Raw genomic sequence first — 16,529 nt, forward strand, 5'->3', positions numbered from 1 at the left:
CTTCGCGTGCTGCCCCCCGAGGGGGCGTGACCTCCCTTGGGGCGGCCCGGCGGGAGGTCGAATGAGGGCGCTTGCCGCCAGCTGGCGCCTCGCGCGCCTCGTGCCCCATGTGCTGCACGGGCTGTGGATCGTCAGGCGGCGCTTCGAGCTGCTGGGCGCGGCCGAGCGGCATCAGCTGATTCAGTGGTGGTCGCTCAAGACGCTGCGCATCCTCGGCATCGCGCTGAAGGCCGAGGGCGCGGCCCTGCCGGACGGCCATCTGCTGGTGGCCAACCATGTGTCCTGGCTCGACATCGCCGCCGTGCACGCGGTGCTGCCGCAGGCGCGCTTCGTGTCGAAGGCCGACGTGAGGCACTGGCCGCTGGTCGGCGCGCTGGTGGAGGGCGTCGGCACGCTGTTCATCGAGCGCAGCAGCAAGCGCGACGCGCTGCGCGTCGTGCACCAGACGGCCGCGGCCCTGCAGGCGGGCGACTGTGTGGCCGTCTTCCCCGAGGGCACGACCGGCGCCGGCCCGGCGCTGCTGCCCTTCCACGCCAACCTGCTGCAGGCGGCCGTGTCGGTCGACGCGCCGCTGTTGCCCGTCGTGCTGCGCTGGCACGAGCCCGGCGAACGCTTCAGCAGTTCGGCGCAGTTCATCGGCGACACGACGCTGGTGCAGAGCCTGTGGCGCATCGCGTCGGCGCGCGGCCTGGGCATCGACGTGCAGCTGCTGCCGACCGTGATGGTCGAGGGCCGTGACCGGCGCGCGCTCGGCGAGGCGCTGCGCGGCGCGGTCAGCCTGAAGCTGGGCTGAGCCAGGCCAGTCCGGCCGAGGTGTCGCCGCGCGGGCGGTACTCCAGGCCGACGCTGCCGGGCCAGGCGCGCTCGGCCAGCAGCGCCAGCTCGGCGGCGTATTCGTCGGCCAGCGGCTCGTGGCGGCCGTCCACGCCGGCGAGCTGCACATGGCCGAGCAGGCCCAGGTCCAGCGCGCGGCGCAGATGGCCCAGCGATTCGCCGCCTTCGGACACGCGGCAGTGGTAGAGGTCGAGCTGCAGCTTCACGCGCGGCGAGCCCAGCGTGGCGAGCAGCTCCAGCGCCTGCGCCTGGCGGTGCAGGAAATAGCCGGGCATGTCGCGCCGGTTGATGGGCTCGACGGTCAGCGTGAGGCCCGCGGGCGCCTGCTCGGCGGCCCAGCGCAGATTGGCCAGCCAGGTGGCGCGCGTTTCGGGCCCGTCCTCGGCGATGCCGGACATCAGGTGCATGACCGGTGCGCCCAGGCGAACGGCCAGCGCGAGGCCGCACCGCGTGAGTTCGCGGAACTCGTCCTCGCGGCCGGGCAGGGCCATCAGGCCGCGCTCGCCGGCCGCCCAGTCGCCGGCCGGGGCGTTGATGAGGGCGACGCGCAGGCCCGCGAGCCGCGCGGCGAGTTCCGCCTCGTGCTGCAGATGCGGCTGCAGCATCTCGACGGCCGCAAAGCCGTCGGCCCGCGCGGCGGCGATGCGGTCGACGTAGGCGCGCTCCGGATAGAGCCAGTCGAGGTTGGCGGCGAAGCGGCCGGGGATCATGGCGATTCGGCCGCCGGTGCCGGATTCAGGCCCTCAGGCCTTGCCCTGGTTCGCCACGGCGGCCGCGGCCTTGGCGGCGGCCTCGGCGTCGCCCAGGTAATAGCTCTTGATGGGCTTGAGGTCGGCGTCCAGCTCGTAGACCAGCGGGATGCCGTTGGGGATGTTGACGCCGACGATGGCGTCGTCCGCGATGTTGTCGAGGTATTTGACCAGCGCGCGGATGCTGTTGCCGTGGGCCGCGATCAGCACGCGCTCGCCGCCCCTGATGGCCGGCGCGATGCTGTCGTTCCAGAACGGCAGCACGCGGGCCACCGTGTCCTTCAGGCATTCGGTCAGCGGCACCTCGCCTTCGGCCAGGCCGGCGTAGCGGCGGTCGCCGCGCTCGCTGCGCGGGTCGGTCGCTGCCAGCGCCGGCGGCGGCGTGTCGTAGCTGCGGCGCCAGATCAGCACCTGCTCGTCGCCGTACTGCTTGGCCATGTCGGCCTTGTTCAGGCCCTGCAGCGCGCCGTAGTGGCGCTCGTTCAGGCGCCAGGCGTGGCGCACCGGCAGCCAGGTGCGGTCCATCTGGTCCAGGCAGTGCCACAGCGTCCAGACGGCGCGCTTGAGCACCGAGGTGTAGGCGATGTCGAAGTCGTAGCCGGCTTCCTTCAGCAGCCGGCCGGCGGTCTTGGCCTGCTCGACGCCGGTGGGCGTCAGGTCCACATCGGTCCAGCCGGTGAAGCGGTTTTCCAGGTTCCAGGTCGATTCGCCGTGGCGGATGAGGACGAGCTTGTACATGGGGCAGTCGTGAGACAAATGGACGCGGGATTATCCGGTGGCGCGGCACGGTCCGGCTGCCCGGCGATAATCGCTGGCTTCGTTGAACTGCACGGGATGCTTGCTTGAACTTCCTGCTTGAACCTCAGAATCTGGTGTTGATCCTCGCCGCCTTGGCCTCCGGCGGCATGCTGCTCTGGCCCCTGCTGGTGTCGGGCTCGCAGGGCGCGGCCGTCAGCACGGCCGCGGCGGTGCAGCTCATCAACCGCGAGAAGGGCGTGCTGATCGACGTCAGCGAGCCCGAGGAGTTCGCCAAGGCCCACGCCGCCGGTGCGCGCAACATCCCCTTCGGCCAGATCGAGGGCCACAAGGCGCTGCCGTCCAACAAGGCCCTGCCGCTGGTGCTGGTGTGCCCGACGGGCGCGCGTGCCGGCCGCGCCGCGGGCATGCTGCGCAAGCTGGGCTACGAGAAGGCCCAGGTGCTGGCCGGCGGCCTGAAGGCCTGGCGCGAAGCCAACCTGCCGGTCGAAAGGGCTGCATGAGCAGCCCTTCGCCAAACTGGCTCGATTCATTGTTTTTTTGGCAGAAAGCGGCCTGAGGGAATCGCGATGGCAACCGTCAAGATGTACACGACCCTGGTCTGCCCCTACTGCGTGCGGGCCAAGACGCTGCTGAAGCAGCGCGGCGTCGAGCAGATCGACGAGATCCGCGTCGACCTGGACCCGGCCGAGCGCGAGGCGATGATGAGCCGGACCGGCCGCCGCACCGTGCCGCAGATCTTCATCGGCGACACCCATGTCGGCGGCTGCGACGATCTCGTCGCGCTGGACCAGCAGGGCGGCCTGCTGCCGCTGCTGCAGGCCGCGGTCTGAGCCGGTTTCGGGCGGCAGGCCCGATTTCAAGGCCGGGCAAGCCCCCACGGGGCTGTCACGGTCGAGCGCTGATAATGCCCCGCCGCCCGCAGCACGCCGCTAGCGGGCTTCCTGTTTGAAAGAACTGCCCCATGGCCGACGAGCTCCAAAACGCCCAAACCGCCGACAGCGGCGCGCCCGTGTTCCAGATCCAGCGCATGTACCTGAAGGATCTGTCGCTGGAGCAGCCCAATGCGCCCCAGATCCTGCTGGAGCAGCAGCAGCCCCAGGTCGACATCAACCTGACGCTGTCGGCCGAGAACGTCACCGACGGCATCTACGAGGTCTGCGTGACCGCCACGGTCAACACCAAGGTCGGCGACAAGACGCTGTTCCTGGTCGAGGCCAAGCAGGCCGGCATCTTCGAGATCCGCAACGTGCCGCAGGAACAGGTCGAGGGCATCCTCGGCATCGTCTGCCCGCAGATGGTCTACCCCTATCTGCGCGCCATCGTGTCGGACGTCTGCACCCGCGCCGGCTTCCCGCCCGTGCTGCTGACCGAAGTGAACTTCCAGGCCATGTTCGAGGCCCAGCAGGCCCAGCGCGCGGCCCAGGGCGGCCAGGCCGTCAACTGATAGCGAGCTTCGCCCGGTGACGACGCCCCGCCCCGAGCGGGGCGTTTTACTTGGTGGACACTTCCGCGCATGACGACGATGAAGATCAGCGTGCTCGGCGCCGGGGCCTGGGGCACGGCGCTGGCCATCCAGGCCGCCAACGCGGGCCATGAGGTCAGCCTGTGGGGGCGCGACGCGGCGGCCATCGACGCGATGCGCGTCAGCCGCCGCAACGCCGCCTACCTGCCCGACAGCGAACTGCCCTCAGCCCTGGCGCTGACGGCCGACCGCGGCGCGGCCATCGCCCACGCGGCCCGGGGCCTGACCATCGTCGCGACGCCGATGTCCGGCCTGCGCGAGACGCTGGCGGCCCTGCCTTCGACGCAGCGCGTGCTGTGGCTGTGCAAGGGCTTCGAGGCCGGCACGGGCCGGCTCGGCCACGAGATCGCGCGCGAGCTGTGGCCGGCCATGCCAAAACTGTCGGTTGGCGTGCTGTCCGGCCCGAGCTTCGCGCAGGAGGTGGCGGCCGGCCGGCCGACGGCCCTGGTCGCGGCCAGCGAGGACGCCGGCCTGGCGCGCGCGGCCGTCGAGGCCTTCCACGGTGAACGGCTGCGCGTCTACACGTCGAGCGACCCGGTGGGCGTCGAAGTCGGCGGCGCGGTGAAGAACGTGATGGCGATCGCCGTCGGCGTCTGCGACGGCCTGAGCGCATCGGCGCCGGATGCGCCCGGCCTTAACGCGCGCGCCGCGCTGATCACGCGCGGCCTGGCCGAGATGCTGCGCCTGGGCCTGGCCCTGGGCGCCAGGGCCGAGACCTTCATGGGCCTGTCGGGCCTCGGCGACCTGGTGCTGACGGCCACCGGCGACCTGTCGCGCAACCGTCGCGTCGGCCTGATGCTGGCCCAGGGCCTGGGCCTGCCGCAGATCCTGGCCCGGCTCGGCCATGTGGCCGAGGGCGTCTACAGCGCGCCGACCGTGCTGGCGCGGGCCCGCGCCGCCGGTGTCGAGATGCCGATCACCGAGGCCATGGTGGCGCTGCTGGACGGCCGGCTGCGCGCCGGTGAGGCGGTCGAGCGATTGATGGGGCGCGAGGCCCGCGCGGAATAGCTCAGCTTCCGCCGCCGTAGCCGTTCTGCCGCCAGGCCTCGAACACCGCGACCGCGACGCTGTTGCTGAGGTTCAGGCTGCGCTGGCCCTCGCGCATCGGCAGTCGCACGCGCTGCGCGGTCGGGAAGCCGTCGCGCAGCGCGGGCGGCAGGCCGGCCGTCTCGCTGCCGAACACCAGCCAGTCGGCCGGCTGCCAGGCCATTTCGCCGAAAGGCCGGCTGCCGCGTGTCGTGAAGGCGAACATGCGTGCCGGGTCGGGCGCCTCGGCGGCGAGGAAGGCGGCCCAGTCCGCATGGCGCTGCACGCGGGCGTACTCGTGATAGTCCAGCCCGGCGCGCTGCAGCAGCCGGTCCTCCATCGAGAAGCCCAGCGGCTCGATCAGGTGCAGCGTGCAGCCGGTGTTGGCCGCGAGGCGGATGACATTGCCGGTGTTGGGCGGGATCTCGGGGTGGACGAGGACGATCTGGAACATGGGCGGAAGTATCTCGCCGGTGCACGGAGTGCATTCGGGCCGAGCGCCGGGCCGCCCCAAGCCGGCCCGTCTGGCGATGTGCGAGCGGCTCGATGCTGCGAGCATCGCCGTCCCCTTGGGGGACCGACCAGACGCGCTCGCGTTCAGCGCGGCGAGACCGGGCAAGGGGCTTCACTCCGTGCCGGGTTCCGGCGTGCGCGCGACGACCCAGGCCTGCACGCTCATCGCGCCGGCCTGCAGCAGCACGCCGGCCAGCTCGAACAGCGTGGCGCCGCTGGTCATCACGTCGTCCAGCAGCGCGACGCTGCTGCCGCGCAGCCGGGGCGCCGCCAGCGGCTCGATGGCGAAGACGCCGCGCACATTGGCCGCGCGGGCTTCGAGCTTGAGGTCGGCCTGGGCGCCGTTGTGGCGCAGGCGCAGCAGCATGCCGGGCTCGCAGCGCAGGCCGCGCCGCCTGGCCAGCGCCTTGGCCAGTTCGTGCGACTGGTTGTAGCCGCGCTCGCGCAGGCGCTCGCTCGACAGCGGCACCGGCAGCAGCCAGTCGGGCGCGGCCACGTCGGCGGCGCTCAGCGCCGAATTGAGGCGCTCCAGCAGGCTTTCGCGCAGCTCCAGGGCCTGGTGGTATTTGAAGTGCTGCAGCAGGCCGTCCCAGGGGAAGCGGTAGTCCAGCGCGGCCACCGTGCGGTCCAGCGGCGGCGCCACCTGCAGGCAGCGCCCGCACTGCGGCCGGGGGCGGCCGATCAGTTCCAGCGGCAGCCTGGCCGCACAGGTCCAGCAGCGCGGCTGCGGCCGGGCGTAGAGGGCCAGGCAGGACGCGCAGACGGTCTGCCGGCTCCAGGCGCGGCAGACCGCGCATTGGCCGGCGCAGCGCATCAGCACCTTCTCGACCAGTGCGGGCTTGGCGGCCATCAGGGAGCGTTCGGGCATCGGCTCAATATACTGACCGGCCCATGAGCGAGCCGGCATCGACCCCTAATTCAAACAAGGGGCCGCGGCCCCAGGACCTCGACCCCGCCGCGCTGCGCCACCAGGCACGGCGCCTGGCCGCCGCGGCCCAGCCGCCCTGGCTGCATGCCGAGGTCGCGCGCCGCATGGCCGAGCGCCTGCCCTTCATCAAGCTGCAGCCGGGCCGCGTGCTCGACGCAGCGCCGGCCCTGGGTGCGAGCGCGGAGCTGCTGCGTCTGGCCTATCCCGACGCCGAGATGCGGTGGCACGAGGCCGAGCCCGCGCTGGCCGCGCGTGCCGCCCAGGCCCGGCCCCAGGGCTGGTGGCAGAAGCTGCGCGGCGCGTCGTCGGGCCGCGTCGACGCGCTGCCGGCGCGGCCGGAGGTCGAGCTGCTGTGGTCCAACATGGCCCTGCATGCCGTCGCCGACCTGCCGGCCCTGCTGGCCGGCTGGCAGGCCAGCCTGGCGGTGGGCGGCTTCGTGATGTTCTCCTGCCTGGGGCCGGACAGCTTCGTCGAGCTGCGCCCGCTCTATGCGCGCCGCGGCTGGGGCCGGCCCGCGCCGGACTGGTGGGACATGCACGACATCGGTGACCTGGTGCTGAAGGCCGGCTTGGCCGACCCGGTCATGGACCAGCAGCGGCTGACGCTGACCTGGGCCAGCCCCGAGAGCCTGCTGGCCGACCTGCGCGCACTGGGCGGCAATGCCGCGCCGGACCGCTTCGCCGGCCTGCGCGGCCGAGCCTGGCGTGCCGCGCTGCTGGCCGAGCTGGACGGGCTGCGCGACCGCGAGGGCCGGCTCGCGCTGACGCTGGAGCTGGTCTTCGGCCACGCCTTCAAGGCCGCGCCGAGGCTGGCGGTGGCGGCCGAAACCCATGTGCCGGTCGACGCGATGAGGAAGGCTTTGCGCGCCGGGCGCACGGGGGGCTGAGGCCGCGCCGAGGACAGCGCCTGCGCGCTGTCCGACGGCTGCCGAAGGCCTTGCAGCATGCAGGCGACAAGGCATGAACGCCGGTTTTCCCTAGGTCCGGCAGCCCGGATCGCCACGATCACGGGGGCTAAAATCGCGCGCCGCAAAGAGGGGCAGGGGCGGATCCCCGGCTCAGTTCGAGCGGCTTGTGGCGTCAATTGCAGCCTCGGCGGTGCGGTTGACCGACGGCAGAGTCCCGCTCATCCAGGAACCAAGTGACAACCATGACGATGATGAACGCACGAGTGCATAGCGCCTCAAGCGGCTGGGCCCGGCGGGCCGCCGTGGCGGCGATGGCGGCCCTGGCAGCGGGCTCGGCCCTCGCGGTGAACGACCTCAAGGGCGGCCCGGGCGTCAATCAGCTCAATCTGCACGAGCCGGCCACGCGCATCGCGGCCGACCAGATGTGGCTGCACAACTTCATGCTGATCATCTGCCTGGCGATCTTCATCGCCGTGTTCGGCGTGATGTTCTATTCCCTCTTCAAGCACCGCAAGTCCAAGGGCGCGGTGTCGGCCAACTTCCACGAGAGCGTGGCCGTCGAGATCGCCTGGACCGTCGTGCCCTTCCTGATCGTCATCGGCATGGCCCTGCCGGCGACCAAGGTCGTCGTCGCGATGAAGGACACGACCAATGCCGACCTGACCATCAAGACCACCGGCTACCAGTGGAAGTGGGGCTATGACTACGTGAAGGGCGAGGGCGAGGGCATCGGCTTCCTGTCGACGCTGGACCTGGCCCAGCGCGAGTCCTCCAACTCCGGCCATCCCGAGCCGGTCGACAACTACCTGCTGAAGGTCGACAACCCGCTGGTGGTGCCCGTGGACAAGAAGGTCCGCATCATCACGACGGCCAACGACGTCATCCACTCATGGGGCGTGCCGGCCTTCGGCATCAAGCAGGACGCCATCCCCGGCTTCGTGCGCGACACCTGGTTCAAGGCCGACAAGGTCGGCGACTACTACGGCCAGTGCGTCGAGCTCTGCGGCAAGGAGCATGCCTATATGCCCATCCACGTGAAGGTGCTGTCCGCCGCGGACTACACCGCCTGGGTGGATGGCAAGAAGAAGGAAATGGCCGCCAAGGCCGACGACCCGAGCAAGGTCTGGGAGCAGGCGGCCCTGATCGCCCGCGGCGAGAAGGTCTATGCGAACAACTGCGCGGTCTGCCACAAGCCCGACGGCAAGGGCGCCGGCCAGTTCCCGGCCCTCGATGGCTCGCCCGTCGTGAACAGCGACGACAAGCTCAAGCAGATCACCGTCGTGCTGAACGGCCGCAACAACAACCAGATGCCTGCCTGGAAGGGCAAGCTCTCGGACACGGAGATCGCGGCGGCGATCACGTACACGAAGAACAGCTGGTCCAACAAGACCGGCCAGACCGTGCAGCCGTCCGAAGTGCTGGCCGCCAGCAAGTAATCGCCCGAACGCCGAATCCAGAGGAAATCACATGAGTGCAGTGCTCCCCCCCCACGGCGCGGTTGGTGGTCATGGCGGCCATGCCGGCGACCACGCCCACGACGACCATCACGACCATCACGCACCCACCGGCTGGCGCCGCTGGGTGTTCGCGACCAACCACAAGGACATCGGCACGCTCTACCTGCTGTTCTCCTTCGCGATGCTGATGGTGGGCGGCGTCCTGGCGCTGTGCATCCGCGCCGAGCTGTTCCAGCCCGGCCTGCAGTTCTTCAACCCCGAGCTCTTCAACCAGTTCACGACCATGCACGGTCTGATCATGGTGTTCGGTGCGATCATGCCGGCCTTCGTCGGCTTCGCGAACTGGATGATCCCGCTGCAGATCGGCGCCAGCGACATGGCCTTCGCGCGGATGAACAACTTCAGCTTCTGGCTGCTGATCCCGGCGGCCATCATGCTGGTGGCGAGCTTCTTCATGCCCGGCGGCGCGCCCGCCGCGGGCTGGACGCTCTACGCGCCGCTGACGCTGCAGATGGGCCCGTCCATGGACGCCGGCATCTTCGCGATGCACATCATGGGCGCGTCCTCGATTATGGGCTCGATCAACATCATCGTGACCATCCTCAACATGCGCGCCCCCGGCATGACGCTGATGAAGATGCCGATGTTCGCGTGGACCTGGCTGATCACGGCCTATCTGCTGATCGCCGTCATGCCCGTGCTCGCCGGCGCGATCACGATGACGCTGACCGACCGCCACTTCGGCACTGCCTTCTTCAACCCGGCGGGCGGCGGCGACCCGGTCATGTACCAGCACATCTTCTGGTTCTTCGGCCACCCCGAGGTCTACATCATGATCCTGCCGGCCTTCGGCATCGTCAGCCAGATCGTGCCGGCCTTCGCGCGCAAGAAGCTGTTCGGCTACGCGTCGATGGTCTACGCGACCGCGTCCATCGCGATCCTGTCCTTCATCGTGTGGGCCCACCACATGTTCGCCACCGGCATGCCGGTGACGGGCCAGCTGTTCTTCATGTACGCGACCATGCTGATCGCGGTGCCGACCGGCGTGAAGATCTTCAACTGGCTGGCGACGATGTGGCGCGGCTCGATGACCTTCGAGACGCCGATGCTGTTCGCCGTCGGCTTCATCTTCGTGTTCACGATGGGCGGCTTCACCGGCCTCATCCTCGCGATGGCGCCGATCGACATCCAGCTGCAGGACACCTACTACGTCGTCGCCCACTTCCACTACGTGCTGGTGGCCGGCTCGCTGTACGCGCTGTTCGCCGGCGTCTACTACTGGGGTCCGAAGTGGACCGGCGTGATGTATTCGGAGACGCGCGGCAAGATCCACTTCTGGGGCTCGCTGATCTTCTTCAACGTGACCTTCTTCCCGATGCACTTCCTCGGCCTGGCCGGCATGCCGCGCCGCTATGCCGACTACCCGATGCAGTTCGCGGACTTCAACGCGATCGCGTCCATCGGTGCCTTCGGCTTCGGGCTGATGCAGGTCTACTTCTTCCTCTTCGTCGTCGTGCCGATGATGCGCGGCAAGGGCGAGAAGGCGGCGCAGAAGCCCTGGGAAGCCGCCGAAGGCCTGGAGTGGGAAGTGCCGTCGCCGGCGCCCTTCCACACCTTCGAGGAGCCGCCCAAGCTGAACGCCGCGGCCACCAAGATCGTCGCTTGAGGACTGAGCGATGACGCCCGAGCAGCGCAAGGCCAATCGCCGTCTGGCATTGATCCTGTTCACCGTGGCCCTGGCCTTCGGCGTCGGCTTCATGGTGAAGATGACGCTGTTCGCCCACCACTGACATGCCGCTCCGCACGCTCGCCGCGGCCCTGCATCGCGACAACCGCCACCTGCTTGCGAAGCTGGCGGTGGTGGTGGCGCTGATGTTCGGCTTCGGCTATGCGATGGTCCCGCTCTACAAGGCCATCTGCAACGCGCTCGGCATCAACGTGCTGTCACTGTCCGAGAAGCAGACTTTGCTGGCCGAGAAGGGCGAGGCCAACGGCAACGGCCAGATCGACTACAGCCGCAGCATCGAGGTCGAGTTCGACACCAATGCGCGCGGCCCCTGGGACTTCAAGCCCGCCGTGCGCCATCTGAGCGTGCATCCGGGCGAGCTGACCCAGGTCATCTACGAGTTCAGGAACGTGCAGGACCGCACGATGGCCGCGCAGGCCATCCCGAGCTATGCACCCATGCAGGCGGCGGCCCATTTCAACAAGCTCGAGTGCTTCTGCTTCAACGAATACACGCTGAAGCCGGGCGAGGGCAGGCAGTGGCCGGTCGTCTTCGTCATCGACCCCAAGCTGCCCAAGGACGTGAAGACCATCACCTTGTCCTACACCTTCTTCGAGGTGGCGGGCAAGGGCGCGGTCAAGCTCGGCCAGGCGCCCCAGGCCAGGGGAGCCGCGCTGTGAGCGAGCCGGGCCAGGATCTGAAGGACGCCGTGAACCGCAAGGCTTCGCTGGGCCAGACGATCTCGGCCGTGGCCTGGAGTTTTTTCGGCGTGCGCCGGGGCCGGGACCACGAGAAAGACATGGCCAGGCTCAACCCGGTGCATGTGGTGATTGCGGGCGTGCTCGGCGCGGCCCTGTTTGTGTTGATGCTGGTGCTGCTGGTCCGCTGGGTCATCAGCAGTGGCGTGGCCGGGGCCTGAGGCTCGGCGCGAGAAGTTCAGAACGAGTGCAGAACTAGGAGAACGACATGTCGGCAGCGACTACCCCGGGCAAGGCCCCGTACTACTTCGTCCCGGCGCCCTCGCGGCACCCGGTGATGGCCGCGACCGGCCTGTTCTTCGTCATCCTCGGCGCGGGCCAGTGGGTCAACGACCATCACTGGGGCATGTACTCGCTGTTCGGCGGCCTCGCGCTGTGGGCCTTCGTGCTGCAGCAGTGGTTCCGCCAGGCCATCGGCGAGAGCGAGGGCGGCCTCTACGGCGACCGCATCGACCTCTCCTTCCGCTGGAGCATGGGCTGGTTCATCTTCTCGGAGGTGATGTTCTTCGCGGCCTTCTTCGGCGCGCTGTACTGGGCGCGCGTGTTCTCGGTGCCGTCGCTGGGCAGTCTCGAGAACGCGCTGCTGTGGCCCGACTTCAAGGCCATCTGGCCCAGCGCCGCGCCCGGCTTCACCGCCGCGCCGGCCGGCACGGTCGAGGCCTTCAGCACGATGGGCCCCTGGCCCATCCCGACGCTGAACACCGCGCTGCTGCTGACATCGGGCGTCACGCTGACCATCGCCCACCACGCGCTGATCGCCGGCAACCGCGCCCGCACCATCGCCTTCATGTGGCTCACCGTGCTGCTGGGCGCCACCTTCCTCGGCTTCCAGGCCTTCGAGTACCACCACGCCTACACCGAGCTCAACCTCAAGCTCAGCTCCGGCGTCTACGGTTCGACCTTCTTCATGCTGACCGGCTTCCACGGCTTCCACGTCTGCGTGGGCGCGCTGATGCTGCTGTTCATCACCATCCGCCTGATGAAGGGCCACTTCACGCCCGAGCGCCACTTCGGCTTCGAGGGCGCGGCCTGGTACTGGCACTTCGTCGACGTGGTCTGGCTCGGCCTCTACGTCATCGTCTACTGGTTGTGAGCGGGCGACCGCCAGCATCGCAAAGCGCCGCAGCCGCGGCGCTTTTTTCTTGAAGCCTGTTCAGGATTTCAGCGGCAGCCCGGTCGGGTGGATCCAGCCCAGCTTCCAGCACAGCAGGATGATCAGGAACAGCGCCACCGACACGCCGACCCGCACCGCCAGCGCGCGCGCCATATTGGGGCCGCGCCCGTCGCGGCTGCCGTTGCGCAGCATGAAGAAGCCCGCCGCCGCCAGCGCGCCGAGAATGCCGATGAAGGCGATCAGGATCACGAATTTCATGGTCGCAAATTATCCGCCCGAGGTCGTTGCATGACGCGTCGCGGCTGGCTGTTGCCGGCGGCGGCGTTGCTGGGCGCTGCGCTGACCGCGCGCCTGGGGTTCTGGCAGCTGGACCGGGCCGCGCAGAAGACCGCGCTGCAGGCCGCCATCGAGGCCGAGGCCGGGCGCCCGGCGCTTGCCAATGCCGAGCTGGGCGGCGAGCAGCAGCTGCATCGCCGCGTCGTGCTGCGCGGCCGCTGGGTCGCCGAGCGCAGCATCTGGCTCGACAACCGCGCGATGGACGGCCGCGCCGGCTTCTTCGTCGTGACGCCGCTGCGCCTGGCCGGCCGCGGCGAGGCCATCCTCGTGCAGCGCGGCTGGGCGCCGCGCGACCCGCTCGACCGCCAGCGGCTGCCCGCCGTGGCCACGCCAGCCGGCGAGGTCGAGGTGCAGGGCCGGCTGGCCGCCTCGCCGTCGCGGCTTTTGGAGCTGGGCGAAGGCAGGCCCGGAGCGATCCGGCAAAATCTCGATGCTGCGGCCTTCGCCGTCGAATCCGGCCTTGCGCTGCTGCCCCTCACCGTCGTGCAGGCCGGGCCTGCCGGTGCCGACGACGGCCTGCTGCGCCACTGGCCGGCGCCGGATCTCGGCCTGCAGAAGCACTATGGCTACGCCTTTCAATGGTTCGCGCTCTGCGCGCTGATCGTCGGTCTCTATGTCTGGTTCCAACTCCTCCGCCCCCGGCTCCGCAAGCCCTGAACCGCTGAGCTTCGCGGTGCACAGCCTGCCCGACCCGCGCGTCGCCACCCGGCAGCGCGCCGGCCGCTGGAAGATGCTGCTCGTGCTGGCGCTGTGCGCGGCGCCCGTGGTCGCGTCCTACTTCACCTTCTACGTCATCAAGCCGCACGGTTCGGCCTATGGCGAGCTGATCACGCCGGCGGTCGAGATGCCGGCCGACCTGCCGCTGAGCGACCTGCAGGGCCAGGCGGTCACGGCGGCTTCGCTGCATGGCCAGTGGCTGCTGGCCGTCGTGCAGCCTGCAGCCTGCGGCGCGGCCTGCGAACGCCAGCTCTATGTGCAGCGCCAACTGCGCGAGATGCTGGGCAAGGAGCGCGACCGCGTCGACAAGCTCTGGCTCATTCCCGACGACGCGCGGCCGCGCGCCGAGCTGCTCGCCGCGCTGGTGCAGAAGGGCGCCGAGGTCACCGTGCTGCGCCTGCCGCGCGAGCGCCTGGAGGGCTGGCTGAAGCCCGCCGCGGGCAAGACGCTGGCCGATCATTTCTACGTCGTCGACCCCATGGGCCGCTGGATGCTGCGCGCGCCGGGCGAGCCCGAGCCCAGGAAGTTCAAGGCCGACCTCGACAAGCTGCTGCGCGCCAGCGCCGGCTGGGACGCTGCAGGCCGATGAACGAGCTGCTGCTCCCGCTCGGCCAGGTCGCCGCCATCGGCGGCGCGGTCGCCCTCGGCCCGCTGATCTGGTGGCGCCAGCGCTCGCACGCGGCCACGCCCACCGGCCGGCTGCGCGCGCTGACGCTGCTGGCCCTGTTCCTGACCTTCGACCTCATCGTCTTCGGCGCCTTCACGCGCCTGACCGATTCCGGCCTGGGCTGCCCCGACTGGCCCGGCTGCTACGCCGCCGCCAGCCCGGTCGGCGCGCATGCCCATATCGAGGCCGCGCAGGCGGCCATGCCCACCGGCCCGGTGACGCACGGCAAGGCCTGGATCGAGATGCTGCACCGCTACCTCGCCAGCGCCGTGGGCCTGCTCATCGTCGTGATGACCGCGCTGAGCTGGCGGCTCAGGCGCCAGGCCGGCGAAGCGGCGCCGTCGCCGTGGTGGCCGACGCTGACGCTGGCCTGGGTCTGCGTGCAGGGGGCCTTCGGCGCGCTGACCGTCACGATGAAGCTCTTCCCCGCCATCGTCACGCTGCACCTGCTGTTCGGCCTGGGCCTGATGATGCTGCTGGCCTGGCAGCGCGAGGCCTACGAGCCGCGGCCGCTGGCGCTGCCCGCCGCGCTGCGCCTGGCCGTGGCGGCCTTCCTCGTGCTGGCGCTGCTGCAGGTGGCGCTGGGCGGCTGGGTCAGCACCAACTACGCGGTGCTGGCCTGCGACGAATTCCCCAGCTGCCACGGCGGCCAGTGGTGGCCCCATCTGGACTTCGGCCAGGGCTTCCAGCTCTGGCGCGGGCTCGGCCAGCGTGCCGACGGCGGCTGGCTCGGCTTCGAGGCGCTGGCGGCCATCCACATGGCCCACCGCCTCGGCGCCGCGGCCGTCTTCGCGGCCCTGCTCGCGCTGGCCTGGTCGCTGCGCGCACATGCGCCAGGCTGGTCCAGGGCCTTGCTCGCGGCGGGCGGCTGGCAGCTCGCCTCGGGCTTGTCCAACGTCGTGCTCGACTGGCCCATCGTCGCCGCCCTGGCCCACACCGCAGGCGCCGCCGTGCTGCTGGCCTTGCTCACCACCTTGTTCGCACGGGCCTGCCGCGCCCCCTCATGACCATGGCTTCCACGTCCACCGCCGGTGCCCTCGTGCACAGCCCGCGCTGGCAGCAGTTCTACCAGCTGACCAAGCCGCGCGTCGTCCAGCTCATCGTCTTCTGCGCGGCCATCGGCATGGCCCTGGCCGTGCCCGGCCTGCCGTCGCTGCAGCAGGCGCTGACCATGCTCGCGGCCATCGCCGGCATCTGGCTCGTCGCCGGCGCCGCCGCGGCCTTCAACTGCCTCATCGAGGACGGCATCGACGCGCGCATGAAGCGCACCGCCTGGCGCGCCACCGCCAAGGGCGAGCTCAGCCGCCCGCAGACCCTGGCCTTCTCGGCGCTGCTGTGCGGCATCGGCATGGCCATCCTGGGCGTCTGCGTGAACCTGCTGACGATGTGGCTGACCTTCGCCACCTTCGTCGGCTATGCCGTCATCTACACCGTCATCCTGAAGCCGATGACGCCGCAGAACATCGTCATCGGCGGCGCATCGGGCGCGATGCCGCCGGTGTTGGGCTGGGCCGCGATGCGCGGCGACCTCGGGCCCGAGGCCTGGCTGCTCTGCCTCATCATCTTCCTGTGGACGCCGCCGCACTTCTGGGCGCTGGCGCTCTACCGCGCCGAGGACTACGCCCGCGCCGGCCTGCCCATGCTGCCCGTCACCCACGGCAACGACTACACGCGGCTGCAGATCCTGCTCTACACCTGGGTGCTGTTCGCGGCCACGCTGCTGCCCTTCCTGACCGGCATGAGCGGCTGGTTCTACCTGGTCAGCGCCGTCGCGCTGGGCCTGGGCTTCTGCGGCTATGCCTTCCGGCTCTGGCGTGCCTACTCGGAGATGCTCGCGCGGCGGACCTTCTGGTTCTCCATCTGGCATCTGTCGCTGCTGTTCGCGGCCCTGTTGATCGACCATTACCTCCCATGAACACCCGCCGCCTCGCCCTTGCCGCGCTGACCGCGCTCGCCCTCGCCGGCTGCCAGAAGGCCGGCCCCGACAAGCCGGCCTTCAAGGGCATCGACCTGACCGGCGCCGAGTACGCCCGCACGCTGAACCTGACCGACCAGGACGGCCGCGCCCGCTCGCTGGCCGATTTCAAGGGCAAGGTGCTGGTGGTCTTCTTCGGCTACACGCAATGCCCCGACGTCTGCCCGACGACGATGGCCGAGGTGGCCGAGGTCAAGCGCAGCCTGGGCGCCGATGGCGACAAGGTGCAGGGCGTCTTCGTCACCATCGACCCCGAGCGCGACACGGCCGCGCTGCTGAAGGCCTATCTCGCCAGCTTCGACCCCGGCTTCGTCGGCCTGCGCGGCAGCGGGGAGCAGACCCAGGCCGCGGCCAAGGAGTTCAAGGTCTTCTATGCCAAGGTGCCGGGCAAGACGCCCGAGACCTACACGATGGACCACACGGCCGCGAGCTACATCTTCGACACCGAGGGCCGCGTGCGCGTCTATGCGCGCTACGGTGCCGGCGCCCAGCCGCTGGCCGACGACATCAAGCTGCTCTTGGCGGAGACCAAAAAATGAC

General features: G+C 70.1%; 22 protein-coding genes. 17 read left to right on the plus strand and 5 right to left on the minus strand.

Going from position 1 to position 16,529, the window contains the following annotated elements:
- Positions 1 to 61 precede the first annotated feature (61 nt).
- Positions 62 to 793: a lysophospholipid acyltransferase family protein gene (locus NYP07_RS07365; RefSeq protein ID WP_268148935.1), complete on the plus strand. Its 732-nt coding sequence runs from the start codon at positions 62 to 64 to the stop codon at positions 791 to 793.
- Here NYP07_RS07365 and NYP07_RS07370 read toward each other — a convergent pair.
- Positions 774 to 1,544 carry a hydroxypyruvate isomerase family protein gene (locus NYP07_RS07370; RefSeq protein ID WP_276597031.1) on the minus strand — a complete coding sequence of 257 codons (771 nt, stop codon included), beginning with the start codon at positions 1,542 to 1,544 and terminating at the stop codon, positions 774 to 776. The genes NYP07_RS07365 and NYP07_RS07370 overlap by 20 nt on opposite strands.
- Positions 1,545 to 1,577: 33 nt before the next feature.
- Positions 1,578 to 2,321, minus strand: a complete 744-nt coding sequence (gpmA, locus tag NYP07_RS07375) for a 2,3-diphosphoglycerate-dependent phosphoglycerate mutase (protein ID WP_268148937.1) — start codon at positions 2,319 to 2,321, stop codon at positions 1,578 to 1,580.
- A 167-nt stretch (positions 2,322 to 2,488) separates the two neighbouring features.
- On the opposite strand from gpmA, the gene NYP07_RS07380 reads away from it, so the two are divergent.
- From NYP07_RS07380 to NYP07_RS07395, 4 genes are all read left to right on the plus strand, one after another.
- Positions 2,489 to 2,842: a rhodanese-like domain-containing protein gene (locus NYP07_RS07380; protein WP_378990399.1), complete on the plus strand. Its 354-nt coding sequence runs from the start codon at positions 2,489 to 2,491 to the stop codon at positions 2,840 to 2,842.
- Positions 2,843 to 2,908: 66 nt separating this feature from the next.
- Positions 2,909 to 3,172 (plus strand): glutaredoxin 3, encoded by a 264-nt coding sequence (grxC, locus tag NYP07_RS07385; RefSeq protein WP_268148941.1) that lies wholly within the window; start codon positions 2,909 to 2,911, stop codon positions 3,170 to 3,172.
- A 131-nt stretch (positions 3,173 to 3,303) separates the two neighbouring features.
- On the plus strand, positions 3,304 to 3,786 hold the full coding sequence (gene secB, locus NYP07_RS07390; RefSeq protein WP_268148943.1) for a protein-export chaperone SecB: 483 nt from the start codon (positions 3,304 to 3,306) through the stop codon (positions 3,784 to 3,786).
- Positions 3,787 to 3,864: 78 nt separating this feature from the next.
- Complete coding sequence (locus NYP07_RS07395) at positions 3,865 to 4,872, plus strand: NAD(P)H-dependent glycerol-3-phosphate dehydrogenase (protein ID WP_268149039.1); 1,008 nt, start codon at positions 3,865 to 3,867, stop codon at positions 4,870 to 4,872.
- Position 4,873: 1 nt separating this feature from the next.
- On the opposite strand, the gene trmL is transcribed toward NYP07_RS07395, so the two are convergent.
- A complete protein-coding gene (gene trmL, locus NYP07_RS07400; RefSeq protein WP_268148945.1) occupies positions 4,874 to 5,344 on the minus strand; it encodes a tRNA (uridine(34)/cytosine(34)/5-carboxymethylaminomethyluridine(34)-2'-O)-methyltransferase TrmL in 471 nt (156 codons plus the stop codon).
- A gap of 171 nt (positions 5,345 to 5,515) precedes the next feature.
- Positions 5,516 to 6,271 (minus strand): ComF family protein, encoded by a 756-nt coding sequence (locus NYP07_RS07405; protein WP_268148947.1) that lies wholly within the window; start codon positions 6,269 to 6,271, stop codon positions 5,516 to 5,518.
- A 23-nt stretch (positions 6,272 to 6,294) separates the two neighbouring features.
- Here NYP07_RS07405 and NYP07_RS07410 point away from each other — a divergent pair, with 23 nt between their 5' ends.
- The 7 genes from NYP07_RS07410 (at position 6,295) to NYP07_RS07440 (ending at position 12,273) form a co-directional block, all read left to right on the plus strand.
- A complete protein-coding gene (locus tag NYP07_RS07410; RefSeq protein WP_268148949.1) occupies positions 6,295 to 7,218 on the plus strand; it encodes a class I SAM-dependent methyltransferase in 924 nt (307 codons plus the stop codon).
- Positions 7,219 to 7,490: 272 nt separating this feature from the next.
- Positions 7,491 to 8,675, plus strand: a complete 1,185-nt coding sequence (gene coxB / locus NYP07_RS07415) for a cytochrome c oxidase subunit II (RefSeq protein ID WP_378990397.1) — start codon at positions 7,491 to 7,493, stop codon at positions 8,673 to 8,675.
- A gap of 31 nt (positions 8,676 to 8,706) precedes the next feature.
- Positions 8,707 to 10,362, plus strand: a complete 1,656-nt coding sequence (gene ctaD / locus NYP07_RS07420; RefSeq protein WP_268148953.1) for a cytochrome c oxidase subunit I — start codon at positions 8,707 to 8,709, stop codon at positions 10,360 to 10,362.
- Positions 10,363 to 10,372: 10 nt separating this feature from the next.
- A complete protein-coding gene (locus tag NYP07_RS07425) occupies positions 10,373 to 10,486 on the plus strand; it encodes a cytochrome oxidase small assembly protein (protein WP_268148955.1) in 114 nt (37 codons plus the stop codon).
- Position 10,487: 1 nt separating this feature from the next.
- A complete protein-coding gene (locus NYP07_RS07430) occupies positions 10,488 to 11,102 on the plus strand; it encodes a cytochrome c oxidase assembly protein (protein ID WP_268148957.1) in 615 nt (204 codons plus the stop codon).
- On the plus strand, positions 11,099 to 11,341 hold the full coding sequence (locus NYP07_RS07435; RefSeq protein ID WP_268148959.1) for a DUF2970 domain-containing protein: 243 nt from the start codon (positions 11,099 to 11,101) through the stop codon (positions 11,339 to 11,341). Before NYP07_RS07430 ends, NYP07_RS07435 begins: the two co-directional genes overlap by 4 nt.
- 47 nt (positions 11,342 to 11,388) lie before the next feature.
- Entirely contained in the window at positions 11,389 to 12,273 is an 885-nt protein-coding gene (locus NYP07_RS07440) for a cytochrome c oxidase subunit 3 (RefSeq protein WP_268148961.1), read from the plus strand.
- Positions 12,274 to 12,333: 60 nt separating this feature from the next.
- On the opposite strand, the gene NYP07_RS07445 is transcribed toward NYP07_RS07440, so the two are convergent.
- Positions 12,334 to 12,552: a DUF2909 domain-containing protein gene (locus NYP07_RS07445; protein WP_268148963.1), complete on the minus strand. Its 219-nt coding sequence runs from the start codon at positions 12,550 to 12,552 to the stop codon at positions 12,334 to 12,336.
- 30 nt (positions 12,553 to 12,582) lie between these two features.
- Between NYP07_RS07445 and NYP07_RS07450 the strand changes: the two genes are divergently transcribed.
- From NYP07_RS07450 to NYP07_RS07470, 5 genes are read left to right on the plus strand one after another with little or no spacing between them, the layout of a single operon-like run.
- The gene (locus NYP07_RS07450) at positions 12,583 to 13,287 is read left to right on the plus strand and encodes an SURF1 family protein (RefSeq protein WP_268148965.1); all 705 of its coding nucleotides are present in this window, start codon (positions 12,583 to 12,585) and stop codon (positions 13,285 to 13,287) included.
- Positions 13,244 to 13,936, plus strand: coding sequence for an SCO family protein (locus NYP07_RS07455; protein ID WP_268148967.1), 693 nt, complete (start codon positions 13,244 to 13,246; stop codon positions 13,934 to 13,936). The genes NYP07_RS07450 and NYP07_RS07455 overlap by 44 nt, the downstream gene beginning before the upstream one ends.
- Positions 13,933 to 15,021 carry a COX15/CtaA family protein gene (locus tag NYP07_RS07460; RefSeq protein ID WP_268148969.1) on the plus strand — a complete coding sequence of 363 codons (1,089 nt, stop codon included), beginning with the start codon at positions 13,933 to 13,935 and terminating at the stop codon, positions 15,019 to 15,021. Before NYP07_RS07455 ends, NYP07_RS07460 begins: the two co-directional genes overlap by 4 nt.
- A complete protein-coding gene (gene cyoE, locus NYP07_RS07465) occupies positions 15,018 to 15,929 on the plus strand; it encodes a heme o synthase (protein WP_268148971.1) in 912 nt (303 codons plus the stop codon). The genes NYP07_RS07460 and cyoE overlap by 4 nt, the downstream gene beginning before the upstream one ends.
- Positions 15,926 to 16,528: an SCO family protein gene (locus NYP07_RS07470; RefSeq protein WP_268148973.1), complete on the plus strand. Its 603-nt coding sequence runs from the start codon at positions 15,926 to 15,928 to the stop codon at positions 16,526 to 16,528. Before cyoE ends, NYP07_RS07470 begins: the two co-directional genes overlap by 4 nt.
- The last annotated feature ends 1 nt before the right edge of the window (position 16,529 follow it).

The sequence above is a fragment of the Pelomonas aquatica genome, from assembly GCF_026712205.1.
GTDB classification, from domain to species: Bacteria; Pseudomonadota; Gammaproteobacteria; order Burkholderiales; family Burkholderiaceae_C; genus Pelomonas; species Pelomonas aquatica.

Bases quoted from the DNA above. Each gene is read 5' to 3' on its own strand.
- NYP07_RS07365 (WP_268148935.1), top strand. From the start codon at position 62: ATGAGGGCGCTTGCCGCCAGCTGGCGCCTCGCGCGCCTCGTGCCCCAT.
- NYP07_RS07370 (WP_276597031.1), bottom strand. From the start codon at position 1,544: ATGATCCCCGGCCGCTTCGCCGCCAACCTCGACTGGCTCTATCCGGAG.
- gpmA (WP_268148937.1), bottom strand. From the start codon at position 2,321: ATGTACAAGCTCGTCCTCATCCGCCACGGCGAATCGACCTGGAACCTG.
- NYP07_RS07380 (WP_378990399.1), top strand. From the start codon at position 2,489: ATGCTGCTCTGGCCCCTGCTGGTGTCGGGCTCGCAGGGCGCGGCCGTC.
- grxC (WP_268148941.1), top strand. From the start codon at position 2,909: ATGGCAACCGTCAAGATGTACACGACCCTGGTCTGCCCCTACTGCGTG.
- secB (WP_268148943.1), top strand. From the start codon at position 3,304: ATGGCCGACGAGCTCCAAAACGCCCAAACCGCCGACAGCGGCGCGCCC.
- NYP07_RS07395 (WP_268149039.1), top strand. From the start codon at position 3,865: ATGAAGATCAGCGTGCTCGGCGCCGGGGCCTGGGGCACGGCGCTGGCC.
- trmL (WP_268148945.1), bottom strand. From the start codon at position 5,344: ATGTTCCAGATCGTCCTCGTCCACCCCGAGATCCCGCCCAACACCGGC.
- NYP07_RS07405 (WP_268148947.1), bottom strand. From the start codon at position 6,271: ATGCCCGAACGCTCCCTGATGGCCGCCAAGCCCGCACTGGTCGAGAAG.
- NYP07_RS07410 (WP_268148949.1), top strand. From the start codon at position 6,295: ATGAGCGAGCCGGCATCGACCCCTAATTCAAACAAGGGGCCGCGGCCC.
- coxB (WP_378990397.1), top strand. From the start codon at position 7,491: ATGAACGCACGAGTGCATAGCGCCTCAAGCGGCTGGGCCCGGCGGGCC.
- ctaD (WP_268148953.1), top strand. From the start codon at position 8,707: ATGAGTGCAGTGCTCCCCCCCCACGGCGCGGTTGGTGGTCATGGCGGC.
- NYP07_RS07425 (WP_268148955.1), top strand. From the start codon at position 10,373: ATGACGCCCGAGCAGCGCAAGGCCAATCGCCGTCTGGCATTGATCCTG.
- NYP07_RS07430 (WP_268148957.1), top strand. From the start codon at position 10,488: ATGCCGCTCCGCACGCTCGCCGCGGCCCTGCATCGCGACAACCGCCAC.
- NYP07_RS07440 (WP_268148961.1), top strand. From the start codon at position 11,389: ATGTCGGCAGCGACTACCCCGGGCAAGGCCCCGTACTACTTCGTCCCG.
- NYP07_RS07445 (WP_268148963.1), bottom strand. From the start codon at position 12,552: ATGAAATTCGTGATCCTGATCGCCTTCATCGGCATTCTCGGCGCGCTG.
- NYP07_RS07450 (WP_268148965.1), top strand. From the start codon at position 12,583: ATGACGCGTCGCGGCTGGCTGTTGCCGGCGGCGGCGTTGCTGGGCGCT.
- NYP07_RS07455 (WP_268148967.1), top strand. From the start codon at position 13,244: ATGTCTGGTTCCAACTCCTCCGCCCCCGGCTCCGCAAGCCCTGAACCG.
- NYP07_RS07460 (WP_268148969.1), top strand. From the start codon at position 13,933: ATGAACGAGCTGCTGCTCCCGCTCGGCCAGGTCGCCGCCATCGGCGGC.
- cyoE (WP_268148971.1), top strand. From the start codon at position 15,018: ATGACCATGGCTTCCACGTCCACCGCCGGTGCCCTCGTGCACAGCCCG.
- NYP07_RS07470 (WP_268148973.1), top strand. From the start codon at position 15,926: ATGAACACCCGCCGCCTCGCCCTTGCCGCGCTGACCGCGCTCGCCCTC.